Genomic DNA, 20869 nt, shown 5'->3' with positions numbered 1-20869 from the left:
TCCGCGTGAAATTCTGGGGAGAAATCATGCTGAAGAAACTGGCTGCCATCAGCCTTGCCGCCGGCGCGCTCGTCTTCGTCGCGCCAACCGTGGCCACCGCTGCGCCGACTGCACCTGTCGCGTCGTCCGATTCCTATCCGACGCCTCCCGGCGCCAAGGTCGGCGACCCCATCATCGACATCTGCGAAGCGTCGACGATCGTGTTCGGTCCCGGCTACTTCGTTCCGTCCGAGAACGTCAACGTGGCGGTGTCCGGCTACAACGCCGCGAAGGCGGCGATCTCGGGCAACACCGCTGCCGCTGACGGGAGCATGACGCTCACGTTCCGCCCGCCGTCCGACGGCGAAGGCTCCTACGCGGTCGCCTTCAACGGCTCGCGCTCGTACACCACGACCATCACCGTGTCGCACGGACACGATGCCGCGGCCAGCTGCGACCACGATCCCGGCGTCGCGGCTGCGGGCTCCGAGCTTCCCCTCACCGGGGGCGGCATCGAGCTGGCCCTGACCGGTGGAGACGTGTCGCCGTGGATCCTCGGCGGCGGAGCAGCAGCTCTGGTGGCCGGCGGAGCCCTCGTCGCAGTGGGAGCCTCGCGCCGCAAGCGCGCCTAGGTCCGGCTGCCGCCTCGTGCGGTGGTCGACTGGACGACGGTGATCCCTCCCCCTCCGATCACCGTCGTCTGGTGCATCCGGCGGAAAATCGCCGGAAGCCCACGGCTGTCCTCCTCCGGGAGGTGGCCGTGGGCTTTGTCGCGCGTGCGCTCAGGAGCGCCGGTGCCGACGGTGCCCGGGTACACGGCTTCGCCCTGGCCGTCGTGGGAAGTCCAGCACGCCTCGCCCGGGACTCTCGATCAGGGCTCGGGCGTCGGCGTCGCCGTCGGGGGGTGCAGCTTCTGCTGGATCATGTCGCGGATGAACGCGTAATCCGGCTGGTGCTCGTCGACGCCCGAATCGGGCGTGAGCTCGATCGTGGTGACCGGCTGCTCCTTCGCCTTCAGCATCAGGTCGAAGAACTCGGGCAGCTTGTCGGAGGGAAGGTCGGTGCTGATCAACGCCGTACCCGCCGCCGCCACTTCGTTGAAACGTGTGAGCACCGTCTGCGGGGTGAACTGCGCGAGAATGGCCGCCTGCAGTTCCCGCTGACGCTTCATCCGATCCCAGTCGCTGGTGGTGTACCGCGAGCGGGCGTACCACTGCGCCGTGTCGCCATCCATGCGCTGCTTGCCGGGCTCGATCCACCCGATGGCCCACTCGTTCACATCGCTGCCCGTCCACCCCTCGGGCGGACCGCCCTTGGGCAGGCGCTCCGTGACGTTGATCTCGACCCCACCCAGCGCGTCGACGAGCTCAGCGAACCCGTGCATGTCGACGAACACGTAGTACGGGATCTCGATCCCGAGGACTCCCTCTGCGGCGTCCTTGGTGGCCTCGATGCCCGGTTCCGAGCCTTTGGCGACGGCGTCGGGGTAGAGCCCCTTGCCGCCGTCCTCCCGGCAGACCTCTGCGGCGTTGCGTACGTGGTTCATCCACCCGTTCCAACCGCAGGTCGAGGAGCCATGCCCCTCGAAACCGTCGGGATACAGCTCCTGCATCGGGCTGCCGTCGCTGAACGGCGCGTTCGGGAGTTCTCGCGGGATGCCGGTGATCGTCACGGCACCGGTGTCGGCATTCACCGAGACCACAGAGATGCTGTCGAAGCGCATCGAGTCACGGCCGTCGCCGCTGTCCGCTCCGAGGAGGAGGATGTTGTAATAGCCGTCGCTGGGCGCGACGCTGGGGCCGCTCTGACCGAAGATCGATCCGATGGTGTTGCGGACGGACCCCACGGCCGTGGCCGCATAAGCTGCCCCGCCGCCCACGAGTCCCAGGAGGACCAGCGCGACGACCGGGATGGCGAGCCGGGACAGGGTGGGCAGCTTGACGAGCCTCACCATGCGCAACGTGTCGAACGTCAGCACCGCCCAGAGCACGACGTAGCCGACGAGCAGCGCCTGCACGAGTGTCAGGACCACGGTGGAGAAGAATCCCCCACCGATCGTGAGCCACAGCAGGACGGGACGGGCGAACAGGGCGAGCGCCACCGTGACGATCGCGAGGAACCAGGCGAGCAGGGTGGCGCCGAGCCCGAATCGACCGAGTCGCCGATTGCCCGCGACGACCTGCGCCGAGCCCGGCACCAGGAGGTTCATCACGAGCAGCCACCAGCCGCGCTTGGTCATCACGCCGGGGTCGGCGGAGTCCGGGTGCCGTAGCGGCCGGGTCTCGATGAGCGGGCGCTGTGATGCGCGCGGAGGCGCAAGGGTCACAGCGAGCCCTTCAACCGTTCGTTCTTCTCCTCGACCTGCGCCTCGAGGTCGCGGGCATACTGCTCGACGCGATCCGCGAGCGCGACATCCGAGGTCCCGAGGATGCGTGCGGCGAGCAGACCGGCGTTGCGGGCTCCGCCGATGGACACCGTCGCCACCGGGATGCCTGCGGGCATCTGCACGATGGACAGGAGCGAGTCCATGCCGTCGAGGAAGGCGAGCGGCACCGGCACTCCCACCACGGGTAGCGGCGTCATCGAAGCGAGCATCCCGGGAAGGTGAGCAGCTCCCCCGGCACCGGCGATGATGACGCGGATGCCGCGGGAGCGTGCGTCGCGCGCGTACGACATGAGCTTGTCGGGGGTCCGGTGCGCCGACACCACCTCGACCTCGTGCGGTACTCCGAAGTCCGTGAGGGCCTGAGATGCGTCGCTCATCACGCGCCAGTCGGAGTCGGATCCCATCACGACGCCGACGAGAGGTGCGGCGGAGGAGTGCAGTGGCTCAGTCACCAGATCAGGGTACGGTCTGGTGCTGTGAGATTCCCCGAACGGCACACCTCTGATCCCGCATGTTTCCGGGAGTCGGCCCTGCCGGTCGCTGATCAGTCGAAGTGGGCGGCGACGGCTCGCGCGACGTAGACCGCATCGTCGAGGTCCGCATCAGCGACGTTCACGTGACCGACCTTGCGGCCGGGCCTCGGAGCCTTCCCGTACGTGTGGATCTTCGCCTGCGGGTGCTCAGCCATCGCCGCACCGAACCGCTCCTCGATGGTGCCCTCAGCCGGTCCCCCGAGGATGTTCACCATGACGGACCAGGGCGCCCGCGGTGCAGTGCTGCCGAGCGGAAGGTCGGCGACTGCGCGCAGGTGCTGTTCGAACTGGCCGGTGACGGCACCGTCCTGGCTCCAGTGCCCGCTGTTGTGCGGACGCATCGCGAGCTCGTTCACGAGGATTCGCTCGTCCTCGGTCTCGAACAGTTCGACCGCGAGCATCCCGGTCACCCCCAGCCCCTCGGCGATGGCGCGGCCGATCCCCTCGGCGACCTCCGCGAGTCGTTCCGTCGCAGCGGGAGCGGGAGCGATGACCTCGGCGCACACGCCATCACGCTGCACCGTCTCGACCACCGGATACGCGACCATCTCGCCACCGGCGCGACGCGCGACCTGCTGCGCGAGCTCACGCACGAACGGGACGAGTTCCTCGACGAGGAGCGCGTCACCTTCGGCGAGCGCCACCAGCCAGTCCTGCGCCTCCGCTGCCGCACGCACGACGCGCACACCCTTGCCGTCGTACCCGCCGCGTGGCGTCTTCACCACACCGGCGCCTCCGTGCTCGTCCAGGAAGGCTTGGAGTTCGGGCTCCGTGCGCACCACAGCCCATTCGGGCTGAGGCACTCCGAGTTCCGCGAGGCGCCTGCGCATCACGATCTTGTCCTGGGCGTACTGCAGCGCGTCCGGTCCGGGGTGGACGACCACACCGCCGTCGACCAGCTGACGAAGGACATCCTGCGGAACGTGCTCGTGGTCGAAGGTGACGACGTCGACATCGGCCGCGAATGCGCGCACGGTCTCCAGATCGCGATAGTCGCCGACGGCCGTGGCCGCGAGCCCGGCGGACATCCCCTCATCCTCGGCGAGCACTCGCAGATCGAGTCCGAGCTCGACCGCCGGAGCGATCATCATCCGTGCCAGCTGTCCTCCGCCGATCACGCCCACACGCAGCGCCATGTGCCGCCTCCATTCGTCCTTCCCATTCTCGCTCACCGATCATGGCGCGCACGACAGGTTGCGGATATGGCGGCGCGATGGTGCAGCTCTACCGTGCACCTGTACGGTGCACCCGCCGCGGTCGACTCGCAGTTCAGTCGCCGACGGCCTGTGCGTCGCGATGGGCGAGGATCTGCCCGACCTCGATCTGGTCTGCGAGCGTCTCGTGCACGAGGGTCACGTTGGGGACGTTGGGCAGTCGGAGGGGAGCATCGACACCGTTCGAGAGGATGATGGTTCCCGAGCCCCACAGGCGCTGCAGCGGACCGCGACGCACGGCGATGGTGTAGCCGCGCGCATGGGACATCTCATGACGACTCCGGGCTCCGAGCCCCTGACGAGCGATGACCCGTCTGGTGGTGACCGTGGTGGTCCGGGAGTACCAGATGATGAACGGCAGCACGACGGCGAAGAGCACCAACGCCCCGGCGGCGGCGAGGAGCATCCAGTCCTCGAACCCCTCCGGCAGGTTGCCGAAGAAGTAGCCCGTAGCCCCGAACGCCGCGATGAGCACGACGGCAGACCAGAACAGACGCCGCGCGTGGCTCCGGAAGCGCGCGATCAGCAACTCCTCCGAAGGCGTTCCGGGCGGCGGCATCAGAGGCCGTCCACCGAGCGTCACAGGCTGGGTCACCCCACCATTGTGCCTGTGATCTGCGACAAAGCCGTCTGTGCGACGGCGTGTCAGCTTCCGGCAGGCCGCACGTGCACGACGTCACCGGCCGAGACAGCATGTTCCCGGCCGTCCGACACGACGAGAAGACGGCCTTCCGCGTCGATCGACGACGCCACGCCCTCCAGTACCGCTCCGGCAGGCATCGACACCCGCACCGCCTGTCCGATGGTCGCGCACAGCGCCGAGACGACACCGTGCAGACCGCTCGCGACCGCGTCCTCCGAAGCGGTGAGCGCGACCAGATGGCGGTCGAGCGTCTCCAGGTACACCGACAGCAGCAGGTCCTCGTCCACGGCAGCGCCCAGCGCGGCGAACGACGTCGCGGTGGGCAGAGGAAGCTGCTCGCGTGTCATCTCCGTGTTGACCCCGGCACCCACCACCACCGCGTCCGCGGTCGCCTCCGCGAGGATGCCGCAGATCTTGTGCGCGTCGACGAGCACATCGTTCGGCCACTTCATGGAGACGTCGTGACCGGGAAGCTGCGCGTCGATCGCCTTCACCATCGCGGCGCCGGCGGCGAGTGGAATCCACCCGCGTGCCGTGGGCTCCGCCGGCAGTGTCCGCAACAGCACCGAGACGGCGAGCGCCGAGCCGGCTGGAGCGACCCAGGTGCGGTCGAGACGGCCACGTCCGGCACGCTGATCGCGGGTCACCAGAGTCGCCAGGTGCGGCCACCCCTCGACCTCAGCAGCGTGCGCCCGCAGGTCGGCGTTCGTGGAACCGGTGTGATCCACCTGCACGAAGCGGGGCACGATCGCGCTCGACAGCGGGAACCGCATGCTCAGGCGTCCTCGTCTTCGGCTTCTTCGTCGTCATCGTCCTCGTCGTCACGGACGCTCCCGACCTCGCGGGAATGCCAGTGCTCCCACTCCTGCATCAGGCGTTCGACAGCGGCATGGAACTTCGCCGTCGCCACCCCCTGCGTGGTGTCGCCGAAGTAGTGCTGCACCCACATCCGGAGTCGGGCGATCGCCGCCTCGTCGGCCCGGACCCTCTCGACCTCCGCCACGATATCGTCGGCGCCCTCGACGGTGAGCCACTCGCAGTCCGACAGGTAGCCCTGCGTGTCGATCGACGCCTGCTCGTCGGCCGGCCGGGTGATCATGAGGGGCTTCCCCGCCGCGAGCCTGTCGTAGACCATGGCGGAGATGTCGACGATCGCGACATCGGCGGCCGTGAGCTGCCAGCCGAGTTCGGGGGCCGCGTCGTAGACGTGATGAGCGGTAGCGTCGGCGGCGTTCGCAGCCTCGATGGCCGCCACGATGCGCCGATGCGCCGCACCGTACTCCTCGTCGACCACCCCGCTGCGCGGGTGGGGACGGTAGATCACGCGGTGCGCGCCGGTCGCCAGCAATCGGTTCACGAGGCTCTCGCCGTGCGAGGCGATGGAGCCGTAGTGGGCACTGGGACGATCGCCCTCCCACGTGGGGGCGTATAGCACGACGGTGCGCTCGTCCGGCGTGTAGGGAAGGGTCCCGGAGTAGTGATCCGCCTGCGGACGGCCGATCTCGATCGTGCGGCGGTCGACGTCGTAATCCCACAGTGTGCGTGAGAGCCGATCCCGCGCAGCCTGACCGGCGACGAAGGCATAGTCGTACGCCTTGTACTGGTTCGTCGTCATGTACATCTTGTCGGACTCGCCGTGATTGATGAAGACGTGCCAGCGCCGTCCGTAGCGGAACATCTGGAAGTTGCGGGTGTTCTGGTTCACGTAGAGCACGACACGGATGTCCTGCGTCGCGATGAAGCGCTCCAGATCACGCACTGTCGGCACGAACGCCACCGGTGGCGAGTCCTCCTCGAGCAGCTTCTCGGCCCCGGTCGCCTGCCGGGAGAGCACCACGACGGGCCAGCGCTTCGAGAGCTCGATGAGCGGGCGGTACCACTGGCGCATCTGGTACATGTTCACGGCGCCGTCGGCGAAGTAGACCGCGACCTTGAAGTGACCGGCGGGAAGCGGTTCCTGCTCCGCGAGGTGCCGCCGCACGCGCTGCACCGCCGAGCGTGACGCGAGCGCCCGCTTCAGCAGACGGTATGCCTTCTTCGCGTCAGACAGTGCACCCATCCCTCCAGGATAGTTCGTCCTGATCGTGCCCACCGGCGTAGGTCGCCGCGTCCAGCTGACCGAGGAGCGCCGTTCCCGCGCCCCTCAGGGAACGTCCGTCGGCGCCGTGCCATGATCGTCATGTGTCCGCATCCGAATTCCCCGCTCCCCCTTCCGGGGTGTCCTTCGTGATGCCGGTGCTCAACGAGCGCGCCTACCTCGAGCATGCGATCGCCTCGGTGCTCGCGCAGGACGTCGATGCGCCGACGGAGCTGGTGCTCGCGCTGGGACCGTCGACGGACGGCACCACAGAGCTCGCACGCCGACTCGCCGAAGCAGATGACCGGATCCGGTTGGTCGAAAACCCCGCCGCGCACATCCCGGTGGGCCTGAACGCCGCCATCCTCGCGAGTCGCTATGACACGATCGTGCGCGTCGACGCGCACTCCGAGCTCTCCCCCGGCTACGCCGCCCGCGCGATGGAGACCCTGGAGCGGACCGGGTCGGCGAATGTCGGCGGGGTGATGCACGCCGAAGGGCGCACCCCGTTCCAGAAGGCGGTCGCGCGGCTCTACAACTCCCCGGTCGGACTCGGCGGCGGCGCCTACCACGGGAGCGCGCACGAAGGTGAGGCGCAGTCGGCCTACCTCGGTGTGATGCGACGCGAGGTGCTCGACGAGGTCGGCCTGTTCGACGAGTCGATCCGACGAGGCGAGGACTGGGAACTCAACCTGAGGATCCGTCAGGCCGGACACCGCGTGTGGTTCGACCCCGCCCTCTCTGTGACCTACTGGCCGCGGGAGAGCTGGCTGCGCCTGGCTCGACAGTTCCGGGCGACAGGCGCCTGGAGGGGTGAGCTCGTACGCCGATTCGGCAGGAGCAACGGAATCCGCTACTTCGCTCCCCCGGCGCTGGTCGTGGTCATCGCTCTCGCGGTCGTCCTCGCTGTGCTGCAGGTGACGGGGGTGCTCGCCGGAGCAGCCTCCCTCGTCGCGTCGATCCTCGTCTACGGACCGCTCGCGCTGTACCTTCTTCTCGTCCTCGGGGTCGCTCTCGCACCAGGCGGCGGCGGCTTCCGCCAACGACTCTGGACGATCCTGGTGCTCCCGACCATGCACGTCTCGTGGGGACTGGGCTTCCTCGGCGGGGTCCTGCGCGGCGCCCGCGACACCGTGGATGCCTCGCGTCTCGGCACCCGCAACACGCCTCTTCCCTGAGCCGGCGGCAGACACCAGCCCACACCACCGGCGCTATCAGCGCGTGACGAACCCCAGATCGAGGATCCGGTCGACCACGCGCTCGGCGGCGTGACCGTCGTCGCGCGAGTTGAACTGCCTCCGCCAGGCGGCGTACCGCGCCGCGTAGACGGCCTCGTGCCCTGAATCGGCGAGAGCGGCGGTGAGCTCCTCCTGCGTGCGCACGAGCGGCCCTGGTGCCCTCTCGGCGAGATCGAAGTAGAAGCCCCGCAGCTGTCCGCGGTAGTGATCGATATCGGGAACCAGGAAGTACATGGGCTTGCCGGTCACGCTGAAGTCGAACATGACAGAGGAGTAGTCGGTGATCAGTGCGTCGGCGGCGAGGAGCAGCCGCGCGGTCTCCGGGTACCCGGTCACGTCGATGACACGCGCACCTGCGCGGTCCCGCCCCTGCTCCAGGGTGCGCGAGTGCCCGCGGACGAGGACAACGGCGTCGGCCTCGCGCGCCAGCAGCTCAGCGTCGATGAAGTCCACCATCTCCGCGCGGTCGTCCCGCCACGTCGGCGCGTAGAGGAGCACGCGCTCATCCGCCCCGATACCCAACGATGCGCGGACCGCGACGGGATCCCCCGTGGTGAGCGCGTCGTTCCGCGGGTAGCCCTCCACCCAGATCGGGCGTCCGAAGAAGGCGTAGGCCTTGCGGAGGATGCGTTCGGAATAGGTGTTCTGCGCCAGCAGGACGTCCCAACGTCGTGACTCCTTCACGACGGCGGCCATGCGCCGCGGGTCGAAGCCGGGGCGGTGCAGGGCCAGTCGCTTGAGCGGCGTGCCGTGCCATGTCTGGAGCACCTTCTGTCCCGGCTTGCGTGCGAAACGTCGGCGCAGCCAGTCGTTCACCACGAGCAGCCGGGCCGCCCCGCGAGCGTGCCACCACTGCGGACTGCCCTCGACGACGGCGATCGCTCCTTCCGGGACCTCGACGGAGAGGTCGACGACGCTCCAGTACCGGCGCACCTCTGGAGCACGCGCCGCGAGTTCGCGATCGATGGCCCGCGGGTTGCAGCCGACGCTGCGGCCGTAGAAGCTCTCGAAGAACACCGCGTTCTCGGTTCCGCCCGCCTGCGCGACGTAACGCTCCTCCAGGGTCGAGCGGCCTTCCGCGGTCTCGTAGACCGGGTCGATCGGAGCGGCGATGCGGACGGTGCCCGCGTTCACGGCGACGCGGACCCCGGTGAGCACCGTGGACGGCAGCTGCAGCTCATCCAGATCGACGCCGGGGATGCGCAGCTCGTATGCTCCGGTCGGCAGCGGGAGGGACGGGCCACCCCACCGCGACGCCTGCAGAGGGAAGGTCGCCTTCCAGGTCCTCCCTCCGCCGGTGAGGCGGGCATCGACCTGCGCTCGCGGACCCACCAGCTCTGCCGCTTCCGGTCGCTGACCGGTCCCTTCGATGATCAGGGCCTCCGCCGCGTCATCGATGCGGGCCGTTGTCATACTGCTCCCTTCGGCGCGGGTATCCCCCGCGCGCGGATGACCTGGTACACACGCTCGGTGTTCCGTCCGTCCCGATATGCATGCATCTCCGCGCTGAGCGTAGCGGAACGCTCGGACGCCGCGTCACGCACGGCATCATCGCCGAGGAGCGCGTCGAGCTGCATCAGCAACTGCGTCCAGTCGGAGGCCGCATCGGGCCCCGCGACGTCCTCGAACCGGCCGTAGAACCCGCGGGTGCGGCCGTACTCCTCCGCATCAGGAGCCAGGAAGAGCACGGGCATCCGCAGCAGACCGACGTCGTACGCGAGCGAGGAGTAGTCGGTGATGAGCACGTCGACCGCGGGAAGCACGGGGGTCACGTCCGCCAGCAGAGAGGAGCCGAGCGCGCGCACCCGCCTGCTCGGAAGCGGCGGCGCATACCCGCCCTCGCCCAGCGGATGGGAGCGCACGAACAACACGGCGTCGTGTTGCTCGAGCACACGCAGGATGCGGATCCACTCCTCGCCGGTGGGGACCGCGGGGTCGGCGGCGCCGTCGCGCCAGGTCGGCGCGTACAGGATGGTGCGCGAGGTCTCGGAGACGTCGCCCGCGACTCGACAGAGCAGGGCGGACGCGCGCGACCTCACCTCATCCGCCGGTCCGGAGGAGAGCACGTCGACGCGAGGCTCCCCCGTGACGACGACGCGCTCGTCGCCGAGGCCGAACGCCGACTCCAGGCGCCCTCTCGCGCGATGCGAGGCCGCAGGGAGCACGCGGATGCGCTGGGCGGCCGCACGGTACAGGACACCGACCGCGCGACTCAGCAGCGCCGCTCCGGGGACGGCGGGGACCTCCGTCGTCGCCCGGGAGTCCAGCCCGATCCGCTTCAACGGGATCCCGTGCCAGAGCTGGACGACGAACCCGCCCCCGTTCGCGTAGCGGTTCACGTCGCCCAGTCCGTGGGTCACGACGAGCACGCCCGCCCGCGCTGTCGCCCACCAGCCTCGCAACCCGCTCTTGCGGACGAAGCGGATGCCGAGTGCGGCAGCGTCGTGGTCCTCGCGCTCCGACGACGTGAGCCATACCGTGTCGTGGCCGAGCCGCGCTGCGTGGCGCTGCAGCGCGAGAGCGCCGTCACCGACCCCGGCTCCACAGCCGAAGACCCAGCGCCGTCCACGCGGCAGCACGAGCGTGCCGATGCGTCCGACGGCATACAGCGGGATCCGGAGCAGCTTGGCCGCATTGCCGGTGCCGAAAGAGAAGGACGCCACTCCGCGAGCCTATCGCGGGGTGGCGTCCTTCTCTGTGTGTGAGGCGTACTCAGCCGGCGAGTTCGCCGAGCGTCACGTCGACGTCGTAGTCCTTGCCTCCGCGCACGTACGTGACCTTGGCATCGCTGCCGGCCGCAGCCGCACGGACCTGGGCGGTGAGATCGCTCGCACTGGTGATGGGGACACCGTTGAACTCGGTGACCACGTCACCCTCCTTGATGCCGGCGGCCGCCGCTGCGCCGCCCTCGTTCGCCTTGGCGATGTAGGCCCCGGAGACGGTCGCTCCCTGCACGCTCGAGGCGTCCTGCACGGAGGCGCCCAGCAGACCGTGCGTCGCGACCCCGTCGGCGATGATCTCGTCCGAGACGCGCTTGGCGATGTTCGACGGGATGGCGAAGCCGATGCCGATCGAGCCCGACTCCTCGGAGCTTCCCGAACTCGCGATCGCCACGTTGATGCCGATCAGCTCGCCCTTGCTGTTCACCAGAGCACCACCGGAGTTGCCGTGGTTGATCGCCGCGTCCGTCTGGATCACCGCGATCGAGATGGAGTCGGAGGTCTGCGGCGTGCCGCTGCCCGGGATGTCGAACTGGAACGGTCCCTGTCCCTGCCCCTGATCGGGCGTCTGCTGCTGATCCGGCGCATCCTGCGACGAGGAGTCGGGCAGCGCGGAGGAGGCGATCTGGATGCTCCGGTTCAGGGCGCTCACGATGCCGGTCGTGACGGAGTTCGCCAGTCCCAGCGGCGCGCCCAGCGCGACGGCCGTGTCTCCGACGTTGAGCTTCGAGGAGTCGGCGAACTCCATCGGGGTGAGCCCCTTGGCATCCTTCAACTTGATCACGGCGAGGTCGTAGATCGGGTCGGTCCCGACCACGGTCGCCTCGAAGATGCGCCCGTCCGACGTCGTCACGCGGATCGTCGGATCGGCGACCGCGCCGCCCAGCGTCACGACGTGCGTGTTGGTGAGCACGTATCCGTCGTCGCTGATGATGACGCCGGACCCGCTGCCCGCCTGGTCGGAGCCGGCGACCTCGATGGTCACGACGGAGGGAAGGGCTGCCGTGGCGACGGCGGTCGTCTCGTTGACGGATCCGGGGTTGTTCACCGTCACGGTCTGCGGCCCTGTGGCCGTGCCCGACGACGGGCGGTCCTGGATGCCGTTGAGCAGCGCCCCTCCGCCGAACCCGGCGACTCCGCCGACCAGGGCTGCGGCCACGATGAAGGCGGCGAACTTTGCGCCGCCACGAGGCTTCTGCTCCTTGGTCTTCGTCCCGTCGCCGTGGGCGCCGTACGGAGCGCCGTCGCCGAGAGGCTGGGTGGGCTGCGTGTGCGCGGTCGCGGTGGGGATGCCGAACGCGGCTCCCTGCGCAGTGGCCGTTCCCGGTGCGCCGGCGGCCGGTGCCGCGTAGCCGTGCGGAACCGGGGCGATCACGGGCGCGGCCGGGGCCTGCGAAGTGAAGGACGACGGCATCTCGTGGCCCTGTGTCGGCGCGGCAGCGGCCGGAGCGACAGGCGCCGACGGCACGGATGGCGTCGCGACGGAGGGCGCGGTCGAGTCAGCGGCGGCGTTCGTCACCGGCTGTGCGGCGACCTCTGCGGCCTCGGTGGACGGCACGGCGTCGTTCGACGCGGGTACCGACTGGTCCTGGGGGTTGTCTTCGTTCATGGTGTGTGCTCCTTCGACGACCATTTCAGAATGACGCCTGTATCTGTGCGTTCCTTATGTCGAGGATGAGTTTCAGCTATGGCCTTAGCCTGTTCTTCATGAGTGTCATTCCCGGCGCATGGCGGCGCACGGCAGCGGGTGCAGGTCTGCTCGCTGCGGACGGAACCGTCGCGCCCACCATCTTCGCAGAGATGTCGGCGGCAGCGGCCAGAACCGGTGCCATCAATCTCGGGCAGGGCTTCCCCGACGAGGACGGTCCCGCCGAGGTTCTGGAGGCCGCACGAGCGGCCATCGCGAGCGGAGCGAATCAGTATCCGCCCGGTCGCGGCATCCCTGATCTCCTCGAAGCCGTCAGCGCGCATCAGCAGCGCTTCTACGGGCTCTCGGTCGATCCGGCCACCGAGGTGATCGTGACCGCAGGGGCGACCGAGGCTCTCACCGCGACCCTCCTGGCGCTCATCGACGGCCCCGAGGACGAGGTGGTCGTGTTCGAGCCCTACTACGACTCATACGCGGCCGCTGTGGCCCTCGCAGGGGCAGCCCTTCGCACGGTGCCGTTGCGGGCTCCGGACTTCCAGCCCGACCTCGAGCGCCTCGCCGCGACCGTGAACGACCGCACCAGGATCATCCTCGTCAACGACCCGCACAACCCGACGGGCGCGGTCTTCGGGCGCGATGTGCTCGAGGAGGTGGTGCGCCTCGCTGAGAAGCACGATGCGATCATCGTCACAGACGAGGTGTACGAGCATCTGGCGTTCCATGCCCCGCACACGCCGATCGCCACCCTTCCCGGAGCCGCCGACCGCACGCTCACGATCTCGTCCGCCGGGAAGACCTTCTCCGCGACGGGATGGAAGATCGGGTGGGTGCACGGGCCTTCCGCCCTGATCACCGCAGTACTGACCGTGAAGCAGTATCTGACGTATGTGAACGGCTCGCCCTTCCAGCCCGCCGTCGCGGTGGGGTTGCGGATGGACGACGCGTACTTCGCCGACTCCGCAGCGTTGCTTGCACGCAAACACGGGATCCTCGGCGATGGTCTGCGCGCGGCGGGCTTCACCGTGCACGCCCCGCAGGGCGGCTACTTCACCGTCGCCGACGCGACCGGCCTGGGCGGAGGAGACGCCGCTGCATTCTGCCGGGCCCTGCCGGAGCGCGCCGGTGTCGTGGCGATCCCGCTCACGGCGTTCGTCTCCGCTGCACACAGGAGCGAGTACTCGGGTCTGGTGCGATTCGCCGCCTGCAAGCGCGTCGAGGTGCTCGAGGAGGCGGCGACCCGCCTCGCCGCTCTGTCCGGCCGCTAGGCCCGCACGGGCTCGACGACATACCGTCGTGCCCGCAGCGAGGGGTTGGTCACGCGGACGCGCTCGATCATGTCCCGCTCCACGGCGGCGACCGCGATCCCCGGTCCGGTGCCCACTCCGGCGAGCACGACGCCCTGGGGGTCGACGATCTGCGAGTGCCCGACACCGATAGGCGTCGGATGGTCGGCCGCGAGCACGTACACGGTGTTCTCGATCGCGCGCGCGGCGAGCAGTGTCGTCCAGTGGTGCTCCTTGAGCGGACCTCTCACCCACTCCGCCGGCACGACCAGGACGTCGGCCTCCGCGTCGACGAGAGAGCGGGCGACCTCCGGGAATCGGAGGTCGTAGCAGGTCATGAGCCCGAACCGCAGACCGCCCAGGTCGAAGGTGGCCGCGACTCCCACCTCGCCGGGCTCGACCCAATCGGACTCCGTCTGCCCGAACGCGTCGTAGAGGTGCTGCTTGCGGTACACCGCGAGCACGCCGTCGCCTCGCACCGCCACGACCGTGTTCCGGACCCGCCGCTCGTCGGATGCCCGTTCGGCGAGGCCGGCGACGATCACGACCGCGTACTCCCCCGCCAGCGCCGTCAGCGTCGAGACGAACTCCCCGTCGAGTTCTTCCGCGTTCGCCACCAGGCTCTCGTTCATCGGGTCCACGAAGTAGCTGGAGTACTCCGGGAACACGATCAGCTTCGCGCCGCGCGCAGCCGCAGCTGATGTCAGCTCGGCTATCCGTTCACGATTGTCGGCTCGGGATGCGGTCGGCGCGAACTGGCACACGGCGACGGGGACGGCTGCGGTCTCGGACATGTCTCCATCCTCGCGCATCGACACGCCCGGGGCCCCGTCCGGAGGGCCCCTCGATTAGACCGACCCCGGAATCCGTGATAAGTTTCTTCTTGTGCCGCGGGGTGGAGCAGTTCGGTAGCTCGCCGGGCTCATAACCCGGAGGTCGCAGGTTCAAATCCTGTCCCCGCAACAAGATAGGCCCCGAGATCACTACGATCTCGGGGCCTTCACCTTTTTAATCGCGCACGACTCGACAGATTCGGTCGAGAATATGCAGCCATCGGCTCACGGTCCGGGTGGACAGCAGCGAAGTGCAGCACAGCGAGATCAGCAGGCTCCTCCACTCCGTGATGTTCCCGATCCAACGCATCGTGCAGGGCGAGAGTCATCTTCAAACGATTCTGGCTGAGATAGTCACATGCTTCCGTGAACGCGCGACACGGCGACTCGACGGAACGTTGTATAGCTGCTGGCCGACCTCAGGCGGTGCGCCCGTCGCGGGTCTGGGGTCCCCTGAGCGGCGGACGCACCTTGCGAGAACAGGGTTTGCAAACAGCGGAAGGGCCCTCACGAGGAGAGCTCCATCGCACTGCTAGTAAGAGCCCCGCCGACCAGAACGACGCCTCCAAACTCCCCAGAAGTTCGGGCCGCGCTCTAGTCCGAACCGTACACCCGCGATACCCCCGCTACACCCCCCGTGATCAACGCCTTCCAACTACTGCAGGGGACTTGGGTCGCACCGTAGCGTGTGCCTGCGGTGCGAGACCCTTCGAGGTGGCACCTCGGGGTGGCCGGAGAAACGTACCTGTGAGCGCGTACAGCTTGAGAGCGTACCGTCGGCAAATGAGTACACAACTGAAGAACGATTCCCCACTCGGGCTGGGGACGGTGCTCGTCGGATCTCTGCCGGCGAAGCTGATGACCGACGAAGCGCCCGACCGTTACACCGTGGAAGCGGTGTTCACCCGCCAGGCAGATCGCGACGAAGTCACCGCGATCCATGACGGCACCACCCGCGATTACTTGTCGACGAAGGGGTATCCCACCGTCGAGTTGCACGTCTCGGATCGACGCCTCGAGATTTACAACACGAACCTGGAAGAGCTCCGTGACGGCCTCGCACAGGTCATCGCCGAACACCTGTCGGAGATGACTGCAGCGATTCGCGCCGAGCGCGAGGTCGCGTCCGCGAGGCTCAACGATGCATCCGAGCGGGAGCAGGCACGCGCTGCCGCCGTTGCGGCGTTGGCGGAGTCGGTCACTTTCTCCTCCAGCACCCCGAACGCGGATGGCGATACCTCAGCGCGTGCAGATGATTGGATCAGCGAGGGCGGCGCCGCCCGCAGCTAGCGGACACATCCGCCTGGAGGTCATCATGACTACCGTCCGCAGCACGTATCCCCGCGACCGTTCGGACGCGGGGCAACGGGTCGCGAGCCCGTTTACAGATCTCGCACAGCAAGTCCGGGACCGAGGTCTCCTACGACGCCGCTATGGGTACTACTGGACGAAGCTGATCGCAGCTCCGGTGGTCGTCGCGGCGTGCCTCGCAGCGTTTGTGTGGATCGGTGAGTCGTGGTGGCAGCTGGTCACCGCGGCGGCACTGGCGGTCGTGTTCACTCAGATCGCGTTCTTGGGGCATGATGCCGCGCACCGGCAGATCTTCTCTTCAGGGAAGTGGAACGATTGGGTGAGCATCGTCCTCGGGGACCTGCTCGTGGGCATGAGCTACGGGTGGTGGCAGCACAAACACACTCGCCACCACGCCAACCCGAACAAGCTCGATGCTGATCCGGATATCGAACTGCCCGTGATCGCCGTCACGCCGGAGACTACGGCGAGGCACCGCAGTCCCGTGTTGCGATGGTTGCGCGGGCATCAAGGCCTGCTCTTCTTTCCGATCCTGCTGCTTGAGGGGCTGTCGTTGCATGCGTCGGGCGTTCGGCGCGTTCTCTCGGCTGGCAAGCTTCCGCGGCGGTGGGCGGAGATCCTCTTCCTGACAGTCCGGATCGGAGGGTACTTGCTGCTGGTGTTCGTGGTGCTCTCCCCAGGGATAGCGTTCGTGTTCCTTGCTGTCCAGCTGGGGTTGTTCGGGTTCTACATGGGCATCTCGTTCGCGCCGAACCACAAGGGCATGCCCATCGTGCCGCGCGACATGAAACTGGACTTCCTCCGCCGCCAAGTGATGATGAGCCGCAACGTTCACGGAAGCCGTGCCCTAGACGTGCTCATGGGGGGCCTGAACTATCAGATCGAACACCACCTCTTTCCCTCGATGCCGCGCCCGCATCTGCGTCGCGCGGCCCCCATCGTCGCCGCGTACTGTCACGACAACGGGGTGCCGTACGCTCAGGTCGGACTGCTCACGTCCTACAGAATCGTGGTCCGCTACATCAACCGTGTCGGACTAGGAGAACGCGACGTCTTCACCTGCCCGCTCATCCAGACGCGGACTGCCATCGGCGCGTAGACCACATCATCGACGCCATCGACAACAGCGGCCTCGCGCTCCCGGGGAGGTTTTGAATGGCGAAGTATCGATTTCAGGCCGTGCGTGCGCTCCAGCCATCCCCGGAACACCGGACAACTGAAGATATGTTCAGCTCCAGTCGAATCGTGCGCCAGTATGAGTTAGGTCCTAGCCAAGCGCGTTCCGCGCGTCTGAGAAGATCGACGGATGCGGAACCTGTCGACATCACCAACGCTGAGCGCCATGTCTGGGGCGAGGTGTCTGATGGGTGGCGGCTGCTCGATAGCCCGCAGTTCTCCGTGATCGAGGCGCGAGTGCCGGCAGAGGGCCCAGGGGACGCCGCTGACGCGCGAGGGCGAAAGCTCGACACATTCGCTCGACAGAAATCGGACGCAATGCCTGATTCGCGGTGATTTGCGCTGATTGGATGACCCCACGGAGAGACCCGGTCAGCCAAAGATTGCGCAAACCAGCACAAGCTTTGTAGTAGGGGCGCCTAGCTCCCGGAGGTCGCAGGTCCAAATCCTGGCCCCGCAACAAACGACAGCCCCTCCGACTCGGAGAAATCCAGTTCAGAGAGCCTTTCGCTTTCTCTGTTCATCCTGAACCGCATCAGCCGCAGCGGGCAGCGGGCAGCGGGCAGCGAGTCAGAGGAGTTCGGCCACCAGGCGGTCGATCCGGGTGCGGATGCCGTCGCGGATGGGACGGACCGCTTCGATGCCCTGGCCTGCGGGGTCATCGCGCTTCCAGTCCTCGTAGCGCTTCCCTGGGAAGAGGGGGCAGGCATCTCCGCATCCCATCGTGATCACGACGTCCGACGCCTGGATGGCTTCGGTGGTGAGCACCTTCGGCGCCTCCGCCGTGATGTCGATACCGAGCTCGGCCATGGCGTCCACCGCGATCGGATTGATCTGATCGGCCGGCATGGACCCGGCGGGGGTCGAGACACGAATGGGCGCCCCGAGGGACGCCCATTCGAATCGTTGCCGCAGGTCAGTTGCCCGCGGAGTCCAGCTCGATCAGCTTCTGGACCGCGGCAGTGAGGCGCTCGTCGGCCTCGGCGAACTTCGCGAGGTCACCCGCTTTGAGCGCGGTCTCGCGGTCGACCAGGGCCGCCTGAGCGGCCGCCAGTGCGTCCGCCTGGGCGTCCGTGGGCTGCGAGGGCTCCGTGGGGACCTCTCCGGTGTCCGGGACCTCGGCGTTCGGATCCGGCTCCACCGTGTCGTCACCGCCGGTCGCACCGGAATCACCGCCGAACAGCGTGTCGAGCGCTTCCGTGAGCGTGTTCTCGAACGCGACGCGATCACCGAACGCCACGAGCACCTTCTGCAGTCGCGGCAGCTGGGTTCCCTCGGACGACTGTACATAGACGGGCTGCACGTAGAGCAGACCGCCACCGACGGGCAGCGTCAACAGGTTTCCGTAGATGACCTCCGACTCCCCCTGCTGGAGCAGGTTGAGCTGGGGGACCACCGACGTGTCGGAGTTGTACGTGTTCTGCACCTGGCCGGGACCGGGGACCGTGGTGTCGGTGTCGATCTCGAGCATGCGCAGCTGGCCGTAGCCGTCCGCCTTCACGCCCTTCTCCGACCCCGCATCGGAATCCACCGCGAGGTAGCCCATGAGCACGTCACGGCTTCCTCCCGCGCCCTGCGAGTTCGGGATGAACGTGGAGAACATCGAGAATCTCGGGGCGTCCTGACCCGGCATCTGCATGGTCAGGTAGTACGGCGGCTGCAACATCGACTCGCTGCGCGGATCGTTCGGCGTCTGCCAGCGGTTGTCCTGCTGAGCGAACGATCCGGCCTTGTCGACGTGGTAGACGCCGAGGATGTCGCGCTGCACCTTGAACAGGTCGGTCGGGTAGCGCACGTGACTCATGAGCTCACCGGACATCTCGCTGATCGGCTTCAGCGTCGACGGGTAGACCTTCTGCCAGGTCTTCAGCACCGGGTCCTCGTCGTCCCACGCGTACAGCGTCACCGAACCGTCATACGCGTCCACGGTCGCCTTGACCGAGTTGCGGATGTAGTTGATGTCGTCGATGGCGAGCGTCGGCGACGGGATGTTGGAGTCGGCGATCGCGTCCGACAGGCTCACGCTCGTCGAGTACGGGTAGGTCTGGCTGGTCGTGTAGCCGTCGACGATCCAGACGATACGGCCGTCCACCACGCTCGGGTACGGGTCGCTGTCGAGCTCGAGGTACGGCGCGACCTTCTGGACGCGCGTCTTGGGGTCGCGGTCGTAGAGGATCTGCGAGTCCTCGTTGACGAGGTTCGAGAACAGGATCTGCTCGGACTGGAACTTCAGCGCGTAGAGCAGCTTCGTGAAGGTGTCGCCGATCTTCGGACCGCCGTCGCCCTCGAACGTGGTCTTCGTCTCGCTCGAGCCGTCCTTGCCGCGCGGGTAGTCGATCTCCGCGGGCTCGGAGCCCTTGGGGGCGCCGACGATCGAGTACTCGGGCGAGTTCTCGCCGAAGTACACACGCGGTTCGAAGTTCTCGCGGTCGGACAGGAAGCCCGAGGTCGGGATGCCGCGCTCGAGGAACACGGGCTCGCCGTCGGTGGTGCGCTGGTTGCCCGCGGCGGCCACGAGACCGTAGCCGTGCGTGTACACCGCGACACGGTTGTTCCAGTTGTCGCCGTCGCCGAGGCCCGACATGTCGAGGTCGCGCACAGACACCACGGTGTCCTGCATCTTGCCGTCGATCTCGTAGCGGTCCACGTCCATCGTGGTCTGGAACTGGTAATAGCCGCGGTACTGCTCGAGCTGACGCACCGTCGGCGGGATCACCTTCGGGTCCATGATGCGCGTCGAAGCGGTGGTCTCGGCGTCTGCGCGCAGCTGGCCGGCCTCGGCGTCCGTCTTGGCGGCGAACGGCGTGGTCTCGAGGTCTGCCACCCCGTACGCCTCCTTGGTGCCGTCGATGTTCCGCTGGTAGTACTCGGCCTGGTAGGCGTTCTGGTTCGGCTTCACCTGGAACGTGGTGACGACCCAGGGGTAACCGATGCCCACGACGAGCGATGCCACGATCAGCAGGGCGGTCGCCGCCAGCGGGAAGCGCCAGCGCCCGATGACGGCGGTGACGAAGAAGAGTATCGCCACGACGGCGGCGATGATGGCGAGGATCGCGAGACCGGGGATCGTCGCGTTGACGCCCGTGTAGGCCGCACCGGTGATGCGGTCGTCGGGCTCGACGAGGGTCTTGTACTGGTCGAGCCAGAGGCTGGCGGCCTGCACGAGCAGGTAGAGGCCGGCGATCACCGCGAGCTGGATGCGGGCGGGCTTCGAGATGCGCAGCTCGCCCTGGCCGATGCGCACAGAGCCGTACAGGTACGACACCAGCGCGGTCACCAGCAGCGAGAGCAGGAGCACCGCGGAGACGAACGCGAGCAGGATCGAGTAGAACGGCATCGCGAACATGTAGAAGCCGGTGTCGATGCCGAACTGGGGGTCGACGTCGGACGTCGCCACACCGTTGGCCCAGAGCCAGACCGTCTTCCACTGCCCGGCGGCAGCGAAACCGGCGAAGAGACCGAAGAAGATCGGCATGCCCCACATCGCCAGGCGACGGAGCGGTTCGATGACCTCCTGGTAGCGATCCAGCTGCGAACTGAGCCGGACGTACACGGGACGGAGCCGGTAGGCGAGCTGGATGACGACGAACAGCGGCACGGCCATCCCGAGGAAGCCGACCACGAACATCACCGCCGTGGCGATCCACTGCGTCGTGAGGACGCCGGTGAAGCCCACCTGGTCGAACCAGAGGAATTCCGTGTAGAGGGAGGCGAACACGAAGAAGACCGCGATCAGTGCGGCGATGATCACCAGTGAGATGCCGAGGATACGTCGGGACGTTCGAGGCGTGGCCGGATTCGGAGCTGAGGGCGAGGAGGTCACCCCTC

Annotated in this window: 17 protein-coding genes and 1 tRNA gene; 6 read left to right on the top strand and 12 right to left on the bottom strand. The window is 67.8% G+C overall.

The window, feature by feature from the left end:
* Positions 1 to 26 precede the first annotated feature (26 nt).
* Positions 27 to 611 carry a hypothetical protein gene (locus ILP86_RS06830; RefSeq protein WP_193761660.1) on the top strand — a complete coding sequence of 195 codons (585 nt, stop codon included), beginning with the start codon at positions 27 to 29 and terminating at the stop codon, positions 609 to 611.
* A gap of 239 nt (positions 612 to 850) precedes the next feature.
* Here the strand turns inward: ILP86_RS06830 and ILP86_RS06825 are convergent, their stop codons facing one another.
* The 6 genes from ILP86_RS06825 to ILP86_RS06800 all read right to left on the bottom strand — a co-directional run bounded on the left by ILP86_RS06825 (position 851) and on the right by ILP86_RS06800 (position 6814).
* The gene (locus tag ILP86_RS06825; protein WP_061018856.1) at positions 851 to 2305 is read right to left on the bottom strand and encodes an LCP family protein; all 1455 of its coding nucleotides are present in this window, start codon (positions 2303 to 2305) and stop codon (positions 851 to 853) included.
* On the bottom strand, positions 2302 to 2769 hold the full coding sequence (gene purE, locus ILP86_RS06820) for a 5-(carboxyamino)imidazole ribonucleotide mutase (RefSeq protein WP_046749831.1): 468 nt from the start codon (positions 2767 to 2769) through the stop codon (positions 2302 to 2304). Before purE ends, ILP86_RS06825 begins: the two co-directional genes overlap by 4 nt.
* Before the next feature lie 140 nt (positions 2770 to 2909).
* Positions 2910 to 4034 (bottom strand): 5-(carboxyamino)imidazole ribonucleotide synthase, encoded by a 1125-nt coding sequence (locus ILP86_RS06815; RefSeq protein ID WP_113680203.1) that lies wholly within the window; start codon positions 4032 to 4034, stop codon positions 2910 to 2912.
* 133 nt (positions 4035 to 4167) lie between these two features.
* Complete coding sequence (locus ILP86_RS06810; protein WP_046749535.1) at positions 4168 to 4671, bottom strand: PH domain-containing protein; 504 nt, start codon at positions 4669 to 4671, stop codon at positions 4168 to 4170.
* Positions 4672 to 4757: 86 nt separating this feature from the next.
* Positions 4758 to 5528, bottom strand: coding sequence for a biotin--[acetyl-CoA-carboxylase] ligase (locus tag ILP86_RS06805; RefSeq protein ID WP_113680204.1), 771 nt, complete (start codon positions 5526 to 5528; stop codon positions 4758 to 4760).
* Positions 5529 to 5530: 2 nt separating this feature from the next.
* Entirely contained in the window at positions 5531 to 6814 is a 1284-nt protein-coding gene (locus ILP86_RS06800; protein WP_058631844.1) for a CDP-glycerol glycerophosphotransferase family protein, read from the bottom strand.
* Positions 6815 to 6936: 122 nt separating this feature from the next.
* On the opposite strand from ILP86_RS06800, the gene ILP86_RS06795 reads away from it, so the two are divergent.
* Positions 6937 to 8010 (top strand): glycosyltransferase family 2 protein, encoded by a 1074-nt coding sequence (locus tag ILP86_RS06795; protein WP_258546206.1) that lies wholly within the window; start codon positions 6937 to 6939, stop codon positions 8008 to 8010.
* Between the two features lie 36 nt (positions 8011 to 8046).
* On the opposite strand, the gene ILP86_RS06790 is transcribed toward ILP86_RS06795, so the two are convergent.
* The 3 genes from ILP86_RS06790 to ILP86_RS06780 are packed head-to-tail and all read right to left on the bottom strand — an operon-like array spanning position 8047 to position 12399.
* On the bottom strand, positions 8047 to 9483 hold the full coding sequence (locus ILP86_RS06790) for a CDP-glycerol glycerophosphotransferase family protein (protein WP_058631843.1): 1437 nt from the start codon (positions 9481 to 9483) through the stop codon (positions 8047 to 8049).
* The gene (locus tag ILP86_RS06785) at positions 9480 to 10733 is read right to left on the bottom strand and encodes a CDP-glycerol glycerophosphotransferase family protein (RefSeq protein WP_061015802.1); all 1254 of its coding nucleotides are present in this window, start codon (positions 10731 to 10733) and stop codon (positions 9480 to 9482) included. The genes ILP86_RS06790 and ILP86_RS06785 overlap by 4 nt, the downstream gene beginning before the upstream one ends.
* A 49-nt stretch (positions 10734 to 10782) precedes the next feature.
* Entirely contained in the window at positions 10783 to 12399 is a 1617-nt protein-coding gene (locus tag ILP86_RS06780) for a S1C family serine protease (RefSeq protein WP_227750926.1), read from the bottom strand.
* A 98-nt stretch (positions 12400 to 12497) separates the two neighbouring features.
* Between ILP86_RS06780 and ILP86_RS06775 the strand changes: the two genes are divergently transcribed.
* Positions 12498 to 13703, top strand: a complete 1206-nt coding sequence (locus ILP86_RS06775) for an aminotransferase class I/II-fold pyridoxal phosphate-dependent enzyme (protein ID WP_193761658.1) — start codon at positions 12498 to 12500, stop codon at positions 13701 to 13703.
* Here ILP86_RS06775 and ILP86_RS06770 read toward each other — a convergent pair.
* A complete protein-coding gene (locus tag ILP86_RS06770) occupies positions 13700 to 14515 on the bottom strand; it encodes a carbon-nitrogen hydrolase family protein (RefSeq protein ID WP_193761657.1) in 816 nt (271 codons plus the stop codon). The genes ILP86_RS06775 and ILP86_RS06770 overlap by 4 nt on opposite strands.
* Before the next feature lie 95 nt (positions 14516 to 14610).
* Here ILP86_RS06770 and ILP86_RS06765 point away from each other — a divergent pair.
* The 3 genes from ILP86_RS06765 to ILP86_RS06755 all read left to right on the top strand — a co-directional run bounded on the left by ILP86_RS06765 (position 14611) and on the right by ILP86_RS06755 (position 16964).
* Positions 14611 to 14684 (top strand) — tRNA-Met (locus tag ILP86_RS06765).
* A gap of 728 nt (positions 14685 to 15412) precedes the next feature.
* Positions 15413 to 15844 (top strand): hypothetical protein, encoded by a 432-nt coding sequence (locus tag ILP86_RS06760; RefSeq protein WP_227750925.1) that lies wholly within the window; start codon positions 15413 to 15415, stop codon positions 15842 to 15844.
* Positions 15845 to 15869: 25 nt separating this feature from the next.
* The gene (locus tag ILP86_RS06755; RefSeq protein ID WP_061015794.1) at positions 15870 to 16964 is read left to right on the top strand and encodes an acyl-CoA desaturase; all 1095 of its coding nucleotides are present in this window, start codon (positions 15870 to 15872) and stop codon (positions 16962 to 16964) included.
* A gap of 647 nt (positions 16965 to 17611) precedes the next feature.
* Here the strand turns inward: ILP86_RS06755 and ILP86_RS06750 are convergent.
* Complete coding sequence (locus ILP86_RS06750) at positions 17612 to 17956, bottom strand: heat-shock protein HtpX (RefSeq protein ID WP_193762003.1); 345 nt, start codon at positions 17954 to 17956, stop codon at positions 17612 to 17614.
* Between the two features lies 1 nt (position 17957).
* Complete coding sequence (locus ILP86_RS06745; RefSeq protein WP_046749543.1) at positions 17958 to 20864, bottom strand: UPF0182 family protein; 2907 nt, start codon at positions 20862 to 20864, stop codon at positions 17958 to 17960.
* Between the last annotated feature and the right edge of the window lie 5 nt (positions 20865 to 20869).

The organism is Microbacterium sp. R1 (genome assembly GCF_015159725.1).
GTDB lineage: Bacteria > Actinomycetota > Actinomycetes > Actinomycetales > Microbacteriaceae > Microbacterium > Microbacterium oxydans.
The sequence above is the reverse complement of the archived record's forward strand: the minus strand, read 5'-3'. Positions and strand labels throughout refer to the sequence as shown.

Excerpts from the sequence above, each read along its gene's own strand:
- ILP86_RS06830 (WP_193761660.1), top strand. The coding sequence starts at position 27 with ATGCTGAAGAAACTGGCTGCCATCAGCCTTGCCGCCGGCGCGCTCGTC.
- purE (WP_046749831.1), bottom strand. The coding sequence starts at position 2,769 with ATGGGATCCGACTCCGACTGGCGCGTGATGAGCGACGCATCTCAGGCC.
- ILP86_RS06815 (WP_113680203.1), bottom strand. The coding sequence starts at position 4,034 with ATGGCGCTGCGTGTGGGCGTGATCGGCGGAGGACAGCTGGCACGGATG.
- ILP86_RS06810 (WP_046749535.1), bottom strand. The coding sequence starts at position 4,671 with ATGCCGCCGCCCGGAACGCCTTCGGAGGAGTTGCTGATCGCGCGCTTC.
- ILP86_RS06805 (WP_113680204.1), bottom strand. The coding sequence starts at position 5,528 with ATGCGGTTCCCGCTGTCGAGCGCGATCGTGCCCCGCTTCGTGCAGGTG.
- ILP86_RS06800 (WP_058631844.1), bottom strand. The coding sequence starts at position 6,814 with ATGGGTGCACTGTCTGACGCGAAGAAGGCATACCGTCTGCTGAAGCGG.
- ILP86_RS06790 (WP_058631843.1), bottom strand. The coding sequence starts at position 9,483 with ATGACAACGGCCCGCATCGATGACGCGGCGGAGGCCCTGATCATCGAA.
- ILP86_RS06780 (WP_227750926.1), bottom strand. The coding sequence starts at position 12,399 with ATGAACGAAGACAACCCCCAGGACCAGTCGGTACCCGCGTCGAACGAC.
- ILP86_RS06775 (WP_193761658.1), top strand. The coding sequence starts at position 12,498 with ATGAGTGTCATTCCCGGCGCATGGCGGCGCACGGCAGCGGGTGCAGGT.
- ILP86_RS06770 (WP_193761657.1), bottom strand. The coding sequence starts at position 14,515 with ATGTCCGAGACCGCAGCCGTCCCCGTCGCCGTGTGCCAGTTCGCGCCG.
- ILP86_RS06760 (WP_227750925.1), top strand. The coding sequence starts at position 15,413 with ATGACCGACGAAGCGCCCGACCGTTACACCGTGGAAGCGGTGTTCACC.
- ILP86_RS06755 (WP_061015794.1), top strand. The coding sequence starts at position 15,870 with ATGACTACCGTCCGCAGCACGTATCCCCGCGACCGTTCGGACGCGGGG.